Source organism: Pseudomonas sp. WS 5079 (genome assembly GCF_012985465.1).
Lineage (GTDB): Bacteria > Pseudomonadota > Gammaproteobacteria > Pseudomonadales > Pseudomonadaceae > Aquipseudomonas.
The window spans coordinates 665,037-678,791 of sequence record NZ_JAAQWN010000001.1 but is presented as its reverse complement, the minus strand read 5'-3'; the positions used below and the strand labels follow the sequence as shown (position 1 = coordinate 678,791).

The window sequence follows — 13,755 nt, the reverse complement described above, 5'->3', positions numbered from 1 at the left end:
CCTTGCTGGTGGCGGGCGCGGCGCTGCTGCGTCCGGCTGATCGGGGCGCGCCGTACAGCGCGTATTTTCGCCAGTTGAACCACCAGCTCAAGGCCCATGGGCCGATGCGTCCGGTGTTGCTGATTGACCTGGATCGTCTGGATCACAACATCGACATCGTGATGCAATCAGTGCGGCGCGGCGGCAAGCACCTGCGGCTGGTGGAAAAATCCCTGCCTGCGCCGGGGCTGTTGGCCTACATTGCCCAGCGCGCCGGCACACAGCGCCTGATGTCGTTTCACCAACCCTTTCTGAACCATGATGCCCAGGTGTTCCCCGACGCCGATATCCTGCTGGGCAAGCCGTTGCCGGTGCGTTCTGCCGAGCTGTTTTATCAAGGGCACCAGGGGCCTTTCGACCCCGCCCGGCAATTGCAGTGGCTGCTGGATACGCCACAGCGCCTGCAGCAATACCTGGCGCTGGCCCAGGGCCTGGGCACACGGCTGCGGATCAATATCGAGCTGGATGTGGGCCTGCATCGCGGCGGTATCAGCGATAACGCAGTGTTGGGGCAGATGCTCGGACTGATCAGTGCGCATCCCCAGCATCTGGAGTTTGCAGGGTTCATGGGCTATGACCCGTTTGTCGGCATGGGCGTGCCGGGCATCCTGGGCTCGCCCCAGGCGTTGTTCGACAAGGTCATGCAGCGTTACCACGGTTTTGTCGACTTTACCCGCCAGCAGTTTGCCGCGTTGTGGCGTGATGGCCTGACGCTCAATACCGCTGGCAGCCCCAGCTATGGGATGCATGAGCAGGAGCAGTTGAGCAGCGAAGTCTCTGTGGGCACCGCCATGCTCAAACCCACGCATTATGATTTGCCCTCCCTCAGCGAGCACGTCCCGGCGGCCTACATCGCCACGCCGGTGCTCAAGAGCACCGGCGCGGTCAACATCCCGGCGCTGGACGACAAGTCCCGGTTACTGTCTTGGTGGGATCGCAACCAGCGCGCGACGTTCTTTATCTATGGCGGTAACTGGATGGCTGAGTTCGAGTCGCCCCTGGGGCTGCAAAGTAATGGCTTGTATGGCCGCAGCTCCAATCAGGAGATGGTCAATGGTTCGCCGGGGGTTGGCTTGAACATCGACGATCAGGTGTTCTTGCGCCCGACTCAGACTGAGTCGGTGCTGTTGCAGTTTGGCGATCTGCTGGCGGTGCGCGGCGGCAAAATTGTCGACAGCTGGCCGGTCTACACGGGTTGAAACTGCGCATGCCTGTGTAGGAACCGGCCTGTGGCAAAGGCCTTGTTGCAGGGCGGCTACAACGCAAACGGGATCGTTAGCTTGGCCCACAACATGTCGCCTTGCGGCCGGTTCTCTACATCAAATTCCTTGGCCCAGCGGATCTCCGCACTGGCGTACTTGAGAAAGGTGAAGTACACCGCCGGCCCCACCGCAAACACCTGGCCCCGCACCCCATCGTCGACGTCTTCGCCGTAGATAGTGGTGACAGTGCGCCCGTACTGCTTATCGTCAGTCGTCTGCTTGAGATAGTAGCCATTGATGCCCAGGCTGACGTTGTCGCTCACTTTGTAGCTGGCCGAGTAGTCGAAGTGGAAAATCTGCCCGGAGCGGTAGTCGGTGTCGTGGTTTTCCTGGTTGAAGCTGTAGGTGGTCTTGATCGACAGTTCAGTGCGCTCGTTGGGTAGCCATGTCACCGACACCAGCGGCTTGTAGGTGTAGAAGTTGTTGCTGGTGTTGGCCAGGCGCGAGGCATCGTATTCACCGGTAGGCACAGTGATTTCCACGGCGGTGCCCAGGGTCAGGTTTTTGCCCAGGTCCCACAGGATGATCGGCGCGATGGTGGTGTCGCCCATGCTTTCGCGTTGGTCCGACATGCCGAACAGCGCCACTTGTTGCTTGAGGTATGGCTGGGCAATGTAGCCGCCCAGCCGCCCGCCAAACACCCGCAGCGGGCTCAGGTAGTCCAGGCGCGGGATGATCGCGTCCGAGCGGATCTTTACCTGCGCTACTTTGCCCCCCAGGGAGCTGATGTCCAGTTTCGTCGCTTCATAGTGGTTGTAGTAAAGGTTGAAGGCGAACATGTGGTCCGGCAGGTGATCGACATCCAGGGGCAGGATGTAAAAGCCATCGGTACCGGGACCGATATTGTCCACGCCGCCCTCCGTGGCCAGGGTCGGCAGGCTGATAAGGGCCAGGGCAAGGGGCAGGGGGGCAAGCGCGCGGGTTGGGTTCATGGCTGGGCTCATTATTATTGTTGGATGAATGCACCGGCGGCCCTCATCGCAGCCGCGCCCATAGAAATAAGCCCTTGGCGCCCCAGTGGGCAGGTATTGGCGGCCACATAAGGGGGCTTTGCCGGACACCGTTCATTCAGAGTGCGGCGAGCCTTGCAAGCACCTATGATTGTCAGGATGTTTCTAAAACAATAACCGGGCATAGAGTCGGGAATCGCAGATCCATGCACAGCAAAACCGTTGATCCACACTACGAATTGGCGCTGGTGTCGCCTTTTCTCCTGCAGACCCTGGGGCAGGTCGTGGCGCAGAAGGGCGCCAATGCCGAGCATCTGTGCCGTGGCCTGGGGTTTACCCTGGCCGACCTGGAAGACCCGGCGCTACGCATTTCCTATCGCCAGGCGGTGGCGATGATCCAGCGTGCCCTCAAGATCCTGCCCGGGCAGGGCCTGGGCCTGTGTGTCGGCAATCAGAACGTGCTGGGCACCCTGGGCCTGCTGGGGCATGTCATCTCGTTGTGCAAGACCTTGCGCGATGCCTTTGCCGTGGGCGAGCGCCACCAGCACACCTCCGGCGGTATCGCCACCTCACGCACCCATGAAGGCACGCAGGAGGTCATGGTGGATGTCGAATGCCTGTTGCCTTATGCCGAGGTCCAGGTGTTTGCCGCCGAGGAGTTCTTCGCCAGCCTCATGATCTACGGTCGCACCCTGGTGGGCAGCGAGTTCAAGCCATTGCGCATGGAATTCATGCATGCGCCGCCGGTGTATGCCGGCGAGTACCAGCGTTTGTTCGGTGACGATGTGCGCTTTGGCTGCCTGCATAACCGCATGGTCCTGGAGACCCGGTGGCTTGATGTGCCGTTGCCCAACCACCATGCCCTGGCATTGCGTCAGGCCCTTGGCCTGCTGGAACTGGAAAGTGCCGAACTGCACCGCAAAATGGACCTGATCCAGGCGGTGGAGCGCGCCATTTCCCGCGACTTGCAGGGCAGCCAGCTAGAAAAAGTTGCCCGTGACCTGAACATGAGCGGGCGCACCCTGCGCCGGCGCCTGACCGACCATGGGCTGACGTTCGAAGCCTTGCTCGAACAGGTACGTCGCTCCCGCACCATGGGGCTGCTGGGCAACCCTGGGTTGTCCATCGAGCGTATTACCCAAGAGGTCGGCTACAGTGACGTACGCAGTTTTCGCCGAGCGTTCAAGCGCTGGACGGGGCTCAGCCCCAGTGCGTTTCGGGGCATGCCCACGGATTTGCATTGAACCCCGCAGCCCGCTCAGTGCCACATTAGGGCAACGCACACTTATCTGGAGGTTGGCATGCGCACCATCGATCTGGCGGGTACCCCGGTTCCGGTCATCGGCCAAGGCACTTGGCGTATGGGTGAAGACCCTGGACAGCGAACGGCACAAGTCGCTGCGCTGCAACTGGGCATCGACGAAGGCATGACCCTGATCGACACCGCCGAGATGTACGGCGAGGGCGGTGCTGAAGAAGTGGTCGGGCAGGCGATCCAGGGGCGCCGCGAGCAGGTGTTCCTGGTCAGCAAAGTCTACCCCCACAACGCCAGCAAAGCCGGGATTCCCCGCGCCTGCGAAGCCAGCCTCAAGCGCCTGGGTACCGACCACATCGACTTGTACCTCCTGCACTGGCGCGGGCAATACCCCCTTGCAGAAACGGTTGAAGCCTTTGAACGGCTGCGTGACGCCGGCAAAATCGGGCGCTGGGGTGTGTCCAACTTCGACGTCTCGGACCTTCAAGAGTTGGCATCACCTGCCTGCGCCACCAATCAGGTGCTCTACAACATCGAACAACGCGGCATCGAGTTCGACCTGTTGCCCTGGTGGCAACAACACAACCTGCCGTTGATGGCGTACTGCCCAATCGCCCAGGGTGGCCAGCTGCTGGCCAGCCCCACCCTCAAGCAGATTGCCCGTCGCCATGGGGTGACACCGGCCCAGGTTGCCCTGGCGTGGGTATTGCGCCAGGACGGCGTTATCGCCATCCCCAAGGCCGTGACCCCCGAGCACGTGCGCCTCAACGCGGCGGCGGCCAGGCTGGTGCTCGACGAGCATGACCTGGACGCCATCGACCGGGTATTCGGTGCGCCGATACGCAAGCATCCGCTGGCAATGGTGTGATGTCGCGACGCGATGCCGTTTTCGCTGCCCGCAAAGGTTACCCGCTACGGTCAGCCAGGCCATGTAACTGACAGTACTCAGCCCACTCCAGGCCTGCCATCTGGGCCACTTCCTTATGCACTTCCAGGCGCTTGGTCTCGAATTCCTGCGGCGACTGGCTGATCAGCTGCAGCGTCAGCTCCCAGGCGAACAGGTTCTGCGCCTCGGCCTCGGCCTCAAAGGCTTCGTGCAGGCGTTCGGCACGGTATTGGGCCATGGTTTCGCGCTTGGCCTGGGCGGCCAAGGGGTTCAGCGTGTCCAGTTCGGCGCGCAGCTCGGGGCGCTGCTCCAGGAAAATATCCAGGGCAAGCCGAAGGTTTTCGCCAGGTTCAGACAAGGGGTTACTCCAGCAGTACAGGTTGCCCGACCTCAGGACGAGGCTTGTTCGTAGCGGCTCTTGCGGCGGGCGCGTTTACGCAGGCGATTGGCCGTCCACTGTTGCAGCGGATCGAGCATAAAGAAAAACAGGTACGCAGCGAGCACCAGGGTCAAGTCGACCCAGGTTTTGCTGATAGGCCCTTCGACGGCTTCGACCGCGGCCTTGATCAAAAACAGTACGGCGACCCCACACAACCAGAGCACTACAGTGAAAACCAGAGGTCGTGCGCGATTTGAAATCCTGCGTTGCATGTTCAATACATCTCCCTGAGATCCCTGGGTCAGTCGGCGTAGCGACCCCTTGGGTGTAAAAGTGGTCCGTGGCTCGAGTCGTTCGATACCGGCCTGGGGGTCGACAGACCCACGAAGCTGATGACCTGTGCGGGCTGCAGTTGGTTCCGAAAACCTGTTCCAGACGCGTGGGCGCAAGGCCCGTAAGCGCACTATTGTTTCAAAAAGCGTAGGAAATTACACCCTTGTCTGCACGCCAACTGGCCCCGCAAGACGGCGCATCGCCGCCAGACGCGGCAAAGTCCTTTCATTTTCGCGGCCTGCACGTGTAGCGTTAAGCCATCGTTGAAGACTCTGGTCGAGGGGCTGGCCCCGCTGGGATGGCCCCAGGGCAAGGAGATAATCATGGCGCAAACGCTGTTCAAACTCTTCTTCACCCGGCGCCTGGCGGCTTTGGCGAGCACAGAGTCGTTGCGGGCCATCCGCGAAGGCTTGCTATGGATCTTGCCGTGCCTGCTGGTTTCGGCAGGGTTCCTGCTGTTGTCTGAATGTGCGCGTATCCTCGATTTTCCCCCGCCGCTGGTGGCCTTCCTGGCGGGCCTGCACGCCAAGATCAGTTCAGTGATCCCGCTGCTGGTGGCGGCTTCCATCGGCTATATGCTGGCGATCCAGCACCGCTTGCCACAGTTGCCGGTGGCCTTCCTGTGCCTGGCGCATGTGGTCATTGCGACCTTTGTCCTGCGCGATTATCCACGGGCGTCGGCAACCTTCGTTCTGTTTATTGCTATTGCTTCGCCACTGATCAATGTCCCGGCGATTGCCTGGCTGCATCGGTGGCGCTGGACCCGCCTGGTCAACGAAGACCTGGTGGGGCACAACCTCAAGGGCTCCGTCAACATGGTGGTGCCAGGGGCAATCACCGCATTGCTGCTGGTGGTGATCTTGTCGTTGCTGTTGCAGGTACCCCATGTGGTGCAGTTCCAGGGCCCGGTAATGCTTGATGCGTTGCAGTCGCCTTATGGCAGCGGGATGTTTGTCACGGCGATCAACTCGCTGCTGTGGTTTTTTGGCATCCATGGTGTGTATGCGATGCAACCGCTGTTTGACGCACTGGACCAGGCCGTGGTGCTCAACAGCACGGCGCTGGCGGCGGGGGAACCGATCCGGTACCTGTTGAACGGCGGCCTGCTGGGCTGCTTTGCCTTTATTGGTGGCGCTGGCGGTTCCCTGTGCCTGTTGCTGGCGATCCTGCTGTTTTCCAAGACCCAGTCCATGCGCCTGCTGGCAGTGGCCAGCCTGCCGCTGTCACTGTTCAACGTCAGCGAAGTGTTGCTGTTCGGCCTGCCGATCATCCTCAACCCGCGCCTGTTCATACCCTTTTTAGCCGTGCCGGTGATCAACACGGTATTGGCGTTACTGGTGGTGCAGGCCGGCTGGGTCTCGCCTGCGGTGGCCAGCGTGCCATTTACCGCGCCGGTGCTGCTCAATGCCTACCTGAGCACCCAGGGCGACCTGGCTGCGGTGGCGTTGCAACTGGTGCTGCTGGGCTTGGGCACGCTCGTCTATGCGCCTTACGTGCGCGCGATCCATCGCCAGGCGCAAGAGGGCGGTACGGTTTACCTCAAGTCATTTGACATGACCTTTCACGGGCTCGAAGAAAAAGGCCGCCTACTGGAACTGGACCCGGTGCTGGCGTCGCACAAGGCGCTGGCACGCCAGGCCATTGAATTGAGCAGGATCCAGCAGATCAGCGACTACGAGTTCTACCTGGAGTACCAACCCCAGGTGTCCTCCCTGACGGGCCTGTGCACTGGCTGCGAAGCACTGATGCGGGCCCGCGATGGCCAAGGCAAGGTGCATTCGCCCTGGGAGTTCCTCCAGTGGCTGGCCCAGGCCCGGTTGATGCCGGACGTGGACTTGTGGGTCGCCTCCCAGGCCGTACGCCAATACCTGAAGTGGCAGAAAATCGGCTTTGCGCTGCCAATCACCATCAATGTCTCCAGTGCCACCCTGACCGCCCCGGCGTATGGCCGGCAATTGGTGCAAATCCTGTCCCAGGCCAACGGCCAGGTGTCGGTGGAGATTACCGAGGATGCGCTGGTGGGCGACATTCAGATGACCCGGCAGATGATCGAAAAACTGCAGGGCATTGGGGCCAAGGTCTATATCGACGACTTTGGCACCGGGTTTTCCGCGCTGAGTTATCTGCACCAGTTCCCGGTGGACTACATCAAAATCGACCGCAGCTTTGTCGTGGCCCAGCAGGACCCCAAGGGCGCCCAGGTATTGATCGGAATGTTGCGCTTTTGCGAAGCGCTGAACCTGGGGGTGGTGGTTGAAGGGGTGGAAACGGCCGAGCAATTGGCCTTCGTGCAGTCGGGCAGGGGCCACGCCGGGGCAGAGCTGATTATCCAGGGCTGGTATTTCAGCAAAGCATTGCCCTGTGACGGGGTACAAGACTTTGTGCGCAAATGTGCGGCCAATGGTAATGCGCAGGCCGGCGTATAAGTCCTTCTACATATAACCCGCGTATTGAAGTGTCCGTTTTAATGGGTATTCCTACTGCATGCACAGCTAATTCGTAGGACTAGTCGCAAATGGAAAATGCCCTCTGGTGTGCGGCGTTTTTTCAGGTAGATTATTTAATACGAATTTTGAAAAAGAATTTTAAATTGAAACTTACTTAATGGCTGTGTCCTTGCTCAGTGTCTATGCCTTGGCTTTTAGTGCGGCAGGCATGGCATTTGAGGCGCGCAAGGATTTTAAGTTACACCTCCGAAAAGTTTGGCTTTTAGTGATCTGCCGATTAATCATTACGGCGGACTCAATGCGGCTTTGACTCGGGAAGTTGTTGCTTAAACAAGTGTAAGTATATCGTTAGTTGAATTTGAATTTGGCTGGAAAGAGCGTCTTGCGGTTTACCGTGGGCGCTTGATCATGGCCATTATCCCGGCGACTTAGTTCGCTATTTATGTGAGGAAAAATAATGAAAAGCTTGAAGACCCTCGTTTGTATAAGTTCCTTTGCTCTGCTGTTTGGCGCAGCTTCCATGGCCAGCGCTGTGTCGATCACCCCGGAAGGCCCGTTTACCACTGATCCAGGCACCATTGTTGTAACGTCGCCATCTTCCCTGGGAGCTCCCATTTCGTGCGGCATCGTGTTCGGCGGCAATGTCAGCGGTGGTGTCGCTACCGTGACGTCGGCCACATTGACCGGCGGTGGCCTGTGCAATCTGCCGAAGCTGAAAAACATTCCGTCTCCTGGCTGGGTGTTGACCGCCACCAGCTATAACGCGAGCACCGGCACCGGCACTGGCACCGTGTCAAACGTGGGCTGGACCGTGGCATTCCCGGCATCCAACTGCGGCGCGGGTACGTTGAATGGTGAATGGGACCAGGCGACCCGCACCCTGACCGGTAAAAACCAACCGCTGTCCGGCAACTGCGCCGTCCAATCCTTGAGCGTCAGGGTGCCGACGCTCAGCGTAGGGCCGTGAGCAACTCACTCTCTGGTGCAAAGGGCTGATCACCCGTGAAAGGCAGGCGCCTCGATAGAGGCGCCTGTTGTACGGCGGATAACAAAAAGGAGTCGAGCATGAGTGACAAGAAGCAGCAGGCCCGGGTATGTCTCGGCCTGGCAATGTGGGCTGGGCTGATGGCCGGGGGCAGTCAGGTCCAGGCGGGCGCATTCATGACGCCGACGGCCAGTACTGCCGGCTGGGGGCGGGCGTTCGGTGGAGGGGCGATGTTCCAGAACGATCCCTCGGCGGCCTACAACAACCCGGCGGCGATGGCATTCATTGACCAGAGCATCTCGCAGTTCACCCTCAACTACGCCGACATCGACATCAAATACAAAGGCTCGGCACATGACTACATGGGCAATCCGGCGTCCAGCACGGTGTTCGACCCGGACACTGGCCTCACGACGTCCACCCCCCGTACCGGCAACGGTGGCCAAGGCGGCTTCGACGCCTGGGTGCCGAGCGGCTTTGTGGTGATACCGCTCAACGAGCGCTTTGCCTTCGGCCTGAGCCAAGTGGTGCCCATGGGCGCACGCACGACGTGGGACGAAGATTGGAAAGGCCGCGACTTTGCGGTGGACACCAAGATCGAAACCGTGGGCCTGACCGGTTCGTTATCGTTCAAGGTCAATGAGCAGTTTGCCGTGGGCGGCGGTGCGATTGTGCAGCACACCAAAGGCTTCGTGAGCCAGAACGTCGACCTGTATGCCGCCGCCGCGCAGTCGCCGGACCTGGGCAACATTCCCTTTCCGGCCGGCCAGGGCAGCGCCTTGATGCGGGTCAAGGTCGACAACACCTCCCTGGGCTGGTTTGCCGGCATGGCCTGGAAGCCGACGTTGCAAGACACCTTCGGCCTGAACTACCACGCCAAGATCAGTAACAAGCTGGAGGGTAAATACAATATCCACGCCGATGCACTTTCCAGGGACCTGATGACCACCCCGGTACTCGATGGCAAGACCTTGGTCGAACTGGCCTATCCGGGCCTGCATCTGTATCCCGGTGGTGCCAATGCCTCGGCACAGTTGGACATCCCGGCCAATGCGTCCCTGGACTGGGTCCACCGGTTTTCTGAGCGCTTGACCCTGGGCCTGAGTGCCACCTGGACCCAATGGTCATCGTTCAAGGCGCTGACCTTGAAGTCGGATGGCAGCACCCTGGTATCGATTCCGTACAACTACAAAAACACCTGGACGTACGCCATCGGTGGCGACTACGCCCTCACCGACGACCTCACCCTGCGCAGCGGCGTGGCATTTGACCAGACCCCAACCCCCAACTCCACCCGCGACCCACGGATCCCGGATGGTGATCGGGTATTTGCGTCCCTGGGTTTTGGCTACCACATCCGGGCGATTCCGGGCTTGAGCATCGACGGCGCTTATTCGCGGCAGTTTGTGCAAAGTGTCAAGCTCAAGACCAAGAACATTGACCGTCTTGGCGCCGCGTCGCTAGAGGGAAAAGCCCAGATCAAAGGCGAAGTGCTTAGCCTGGGCGCTACCTACGCCTTCTGAGCGAGATCCCCTGCGAGCACGGGCTAGCCAGCTCCTACAGTGGGTCGGTGGTGTGGCCAAGCAGATCCCCTGTGGGAGCGGGCTTGCCCGCGATAGCTGCAGCCCACTCACCATCCCTCTTGGCGGGTACACCGCTATCGCCAGTCACCCACCCCCACATCAATGTGAAGTCCCCTCAGCAAACTCGATCTTGTTCCCCACGTTGTACTTGCCCGAGGGCTTGTTCATGGGAATCCGCTTGACCTCCTGCAGCGTCTGGCTGTCATACACGATCAACGCACCCTCGCGATCCCAGATGCTCAACAGCAGGTAGCGCCCATCCCGGGTGAACTCCACGTGCGCCGCCGTCTTGCCCGGCATGGGCCGCAAGGTGTGGGCGATTTCCAGGGTCTGCTTGTCGATCAAGTGGATCGCATCATTGCCGGGTGCAAAAAACACATCACTCCACACATAGCGCGAGTTGCTGTGGCTGCGCATAAAGAACCCCGGCCCGAGGGTGGGGATCTGTTTGATCAGCTTCCAGGTCTTGAGGTCCAGCACCGAAATCTGCCCCTTGCTGATATTCGGCGTGGCAAACACCCACTGCCCGTTGCGCTGCCAGTAAGTCCCCGAGCCCAGGTGCGGCATGCCGGCCAGCGCAATGTCGGTGACCACCTGCCCGGAGTCGAGGTCGATCACTTGACCGCCGCCGGCCTTGCGCGAGGTGGCGAGCAGTTGGCGATAGTCAGGTGAAAAGGAAAAGTCATCGAGCACATCCTGGGCCTGGATGCGCCGGGGTTCGAAGCTCGGGCTGGGCGCCGCATAGGACAACTCCCAAACCTCATTCACATCCTTGAGGGCGACGATAAAGCTGTTGCGCGGAGGAGCGGTGTACACCGCGCTGACCCGCGAGTTTGTCGGTAAGGTCTTGACCAGCGACAGATCGCGCGCATCCAGCACCACCAGGTTGCCCGGCAGGTAATTGCCCACCAGCACCCAGCGCCCGTCCTTGCTCACCGCGAGGTTGCGGGTATTGAGCCCGGCGCGGACCTCGGCGATCAGCTTGAGGTTGTGCAGGTCATACAGGCTGATCCAGCCGTCGCGCGAAGCAAAGTACACAAAACGCCCGTCCGGAGAAAACTTCGGCCCGCCATGTACGGCAAAGTGCGAGGCAAAGCGGTCGAGCACTTCAAAGCGATCACCGTCGAGAATATCGATGTGATGGTCGCCGGACTCCACCACCACAAACAGGTTCAGCGGGTCGGCGTGGTGTTGCGGGGTGCTCGGCAGTTGGCTGAGGTCGGCCAATTGGCGATGGCTGCTACGGATATCCTGTTCGTTCCAGGTCGCGGGGGTGGCCGGCGGCTGTTGCAGAAAACTCACCAGGGCGTCGATCTGTTGCGCCGTCAGCAGCGGCGCGAATGCCGCCATCTGGCTGGCCGGGCGGCCGTGTTCGATCACCTGGCGCATCTCGGCCGGCTTGATTCGCCCCAGGCTCTCGGGCAACAACGCCGGGCCGCTGCTGCCGACCCGGTTGAGGCCATGGCAGCTTTGGCAATGCTGCTGGTAATCGGCGGCGGCATCCGGTGCGCCGTGGGCGGCGCTGGCCCAGAGCAGCGGCACCAGCCACAGGCGTTTCATACCGCCACCCTGGACGCCGCGAAGTGGCCGGGCACAAGGCTGGCGGGGTAGTGCAGGGCGGCGTCGGCAAACAGGTCGACCACCTGCCCGATCACCGTCAAGGTCGGCACGCCGGGCTCGCACATCAGCGCCAGGGCTGGCAGCAGGCGCAGGGTGCCGCGATGCACCTGCTGGTCGGCGCGGGCGCCGTTGCAGATCAGCGCCGCTGGCGTGTCGCCGGGCAGGCCGGCACCGATCAGGCGCTCGGCGATCATCGCCAGGTTCGACAGGCCCATGTAGAACACCAGGGTCTGGCTGCCGTCGGCGAGGCTGTCCCAGGGCAGCTTCAATTCGCCGTCGCGCTGCAAATGCCCGGTGACAAAGCGGCACGAGTTGACCAGGTCACGATGGGTCAGCGGGATGCCCGCATAGGCGCTGCAACCGGATGCCGCCGTGATGCCGGGCACCACCTGGCACGACACACCTTGCGCCAGCAGGTACTCCAGCTCTTCGGCACCGCGGCCAAACACGAACGGGTCGCCGCCCTTGAGCCGCACCACCCGCTGCCCCTGCTGGGCCAGTTCGGCCAGCAGTTCGTTGATCTGCGCCTGGGGCAGGCTGTGATAACCGCTGGCCTTGCCCACGTAATGCCGGGCGCAGGTCAGTGGGATCAGGGTCAGCAGATCGGCACTGATCAGGCGATCGAACACCACCGCATCGGCCTGCATCAGCAGGCTCCAGGCGCGCAGGGTGAGCAGGCGCGGGTCACCGGGGCCGGCGCCGACCAGGGCGACTTCGCCGGGGTGGAAGGGGCTGTGCAGCACGGAGGGTAATGCGTGGGATGAGTGCATGAGACTTCCTTGGTTCATCATCAGGTTGGCGGCCCCCGGTTGTGTCACCAGGTGGCCGGCCGGGGGTTCAGCGTGCCGAGCAAGGAATCAAGGTGGGCGGTGTACGGGCGATCTCTGCATCGCTGAGGTAGCAACCGGGGTCCGGGCCCCAGAGGTCGCCGTCGGCCCAGGCGCGGGTGCGCGTGTTGCCGTTGCAGATCCCCAGCCAGCGGCACTCGGTACAACGGCCACCGATCTGGCGTGGGTATTGGCGCAGGCGCAGCAGCAACGGGTCGGGGCGCTCCAGCCAGATCTCGCGGAACGAGGTGTGGCGCACATTGCCCACCGAGTATTGCCACCAGTAAGTGTCCGGGTGCACTTCGCCGGTGTTGTCGATATTGGCAATGCCGCTGCCCGAGGCATTGCCGCCCCAGGCATGCAGCAGGTGTTCAAGTTGCGGGTAGTGTTCTGGCAGGTGCTGGTGCACCCATTGCAGCAGCAACACGGCGTCGGCGTCGTTGTTGCCGCTGACAAAATCACTGGCCACGCCATTCTGGATGTCGTCCCAGGCCTGCTGGAAAATCATCAGCATCGCCTCGCGGCTCATCTGCTGGTGCGCGTCCAGTTGCCGGCTGCGTTTGCCGCGCCCACTGTAGTTGAGGTGCGAGAGGTAAAACTTCTGCACATCGTATTCCCGCATCAAGGCCAGCAATTGCGGGAGCTGCGCGTGGTTTTCCTGGGTCAGGGTCGTGCGCAGGCCGACGCGGATACCCGCCTGGCGGCACAGGTTGATGGCGTGCATCGAGCGCTCGAAACTACCTTCGCATTGGCGGAATGCATCGTGGGTGGCCTTCAAGCCATCGATGCTGATGCCCACATAGTCAAAGCGTGCGGCGGCGATCTGCTGGATGTTGCCTTCATCGATCAGCGTGCCATTGCTCGACAGCGCAACAAAAAAACCCTTGGCACGGGCGTAGGCGCTGAGTTGGAACAGGTCCTCGCGCAGCAGGGGTTCGCCGCCCGAGAGAATCAACACCTTGACCCCGGCCTCGTGCAGGTCATCGATCACCTTCAGTGCGGCCTCGGTGTCCAGTTCATCGCGGAACACGCTGTCGGCGCTGGTGGCATAGCAGTGCTTGCAGGTCAGGTTGCAACGGCGCAGCAGGTTCCAGATCACCACCGGCGCGCGCTGGCTGCCCGGTTTGGCGCTGCGCGGTGGTGGGCATTGACCGGCCAGGGTGCGCAGGTAATGACTGATCCTAAGCAT

Annotated in this window: 12 protein-coding genes; 6 read left to right on the top strand and 6 right to left on the bottom strand. The window is 61.4% G+C overall.

Annotation, left to right across the window (positions count from 1 at the left end):
* Positions 1-26: 26 nt before the first annotated feature.
* Entirely contained in the window at positions 27-1,238 is a 1,212-nt protein-coding gene (locus HBO05_RS02895; RefSeq protein ID WP_170057425.1) for a DSD1 family PLP-dependent enzyme, read from the top strand.
* A gap of 56 nt (positions 1,239-1,294) precedes the next feature.
* Here HBO05_RS02895 and HBO05_RS02890 read toward each other — a convergent pair whose 3' ends face one another.
* A complete protein-coding gene (locus tag HBO05_RS02890) occupies positions 1,295-2,233 on the bottom strand; it encodes a transporter (RefSeq protein ID WP_172311589.1) in 939 nt (312 codons plus the stop codon).
* A gap of 224 nt (positions 2,234-2,457) precedes the next feature.
* Here HBO05_RS02890 and HBO05_RS02885 point away from each other — a divergent pair, with 224 nt between their 5' ends.
* Positions 2,458-3,495, top strand: coding sequence for an AraC family transcriptional regulator (locus HBO05_RS02885; RefSeq protein WP_172311587.1), 1,038 nt, complete (start codon positions 2,458-2,460; stop codon positions 3,493-3,495).
* 57 nt (positions 3,496-3,552) lie between these two features.
* Positions 3,553-4,374 carry an aldo/keto reductase gene (locus HBO05_RS02880; RefSeq protein WP_169953085.1) on the top strand — a complete coding sequence of 274 codons (822 nt, stop codon included), beginning with the start codon at positions 3,553-3,555 and terminating at the stop codon, positions 4,372-4,374.
* Between the two features lie 37 nt (positions 4,375-4,411).
* Here the strand turns inward: HBO05_RS02880 and HBO05_RS02875 are convergent, their stop codons facing one another.
* Both HBO05_RS02875 and HBO05_RS02870 read right to left on the bottom strand, forming a co-directional pair.
* Positions 4,412-4,750, bottom strand: coding sequence for a DUF6388 family protein (locus tag HBO05_RS02875; protein WP_169953087.1), 339 nt, complete (start codon positions 4,748-4,750; stop codon positions 4,412-4,414).
* A gap of 32 nt (positions 4,751-4,782) precedes the next feature.
* Positions 4,783-4,995, bottom strand: coding sequence for a hypothetical protein (locus HBO05_RS02870; protein WP_346266482.1), 213 nt, complete (start codon positions 4,993-4,995; stop codon positions 4,783-4,785).
* Between the two features lie 432 nt (positions 4,996-5,427).
* On the opposite strand from HBO05_RS02870, the gene HBO05_RS02865 reads away from it, so the two are divergent.
* The 3 genes from HBO05_RS02865 (at position 5,428) to HBO05_RS02855 (ending at position 10,059) form a co-directional block, all read left to right on the top strand.
* On the top strand, positions 5,428-7,530 hold the full coding sequence (locus HBO05_RS02865; protein WP_172311585.1) for an EAL domain-containing protein: 2,103 nt from the start codon (positions 5,428-5,430) through the stop codon (positions 7,528-7,530).
* A gap of 478 nt (positions 7,531-8,008) precedes the next feature.
* Positions 8,009-8,518 (top strand): alkane oxidation protein activator PraB, encoded by a 510-nt coding sequence (praB, locus tag HBO05_RS02860; RefSeq protein WP_169953093.1) that lies wholly within the window; start codon positions 8,009-8,011, stop codon positions 8,516-8,518.
* A gap of 98 nt (positions 8,519-8,616) precedes the next feature.
* Positions 8,617-10,059 carry an outer membrane protein transport protein gene (locus HBO05_RS02855; RefSeq protein ID WP_172311583.1) on the top strand — a complete coding sequence of 481 codons (1,443 nt, stop codon included), beginning with the start codon at positions 8,617-8,619 and terminating at the stop codon, positions 10,057-10,059.
* Between the two features lie 159 nt (positions 10,060-10,218).
* On the opposite strand, the gene HBO05_RS02850 is transcribed toward HBO05_RS02855, so the two are convergent.
* The 3 genes from HBO05_RS02850 to nirJ all read right to left on the bottom strand — a co-directional run bounded on the left by HBO05_RS02850 (position 10,219) and on the right by nirJ (position 13,755).
* The gene (locus HBO05_RS02850) at positions 10,219-11,679 is read right to left on the bottom strand and encodes a cytochrome D1 domain-containing protein (protein WP_170041264.1); all 1,461 of its coding nucleotides are present in this window, start codon (positions 11,677-11,679) and stop codon (positions 10,219-10,221) included.
* Complete coding sequence (gene cobA, locus HBO05_RS02845) at positions 11,676-12,509, bottom strand: uroporphyrinogen-III C-methyltransferase (protein ID WP_172311581.1); 834 nt, start codon at positions 12,507-12,509, stop codon at positions 11,676-11,678. Before cobA ends, HBO05_RS02850 begins: the two co-directional genes overlap by 4 nt.
* A gap of 67 nt (positions 12,510-12,576) precedes the next feature.
* Entirely contained in the window at positions 12,577-13,755 is a 1,179-nt protein-coding gene (gene nirJ / locus HBO05_RS02840; protein WP_169953103.1) for a heme d1 biosynthesis radical SAM protein NirJ, read from the bottom strand.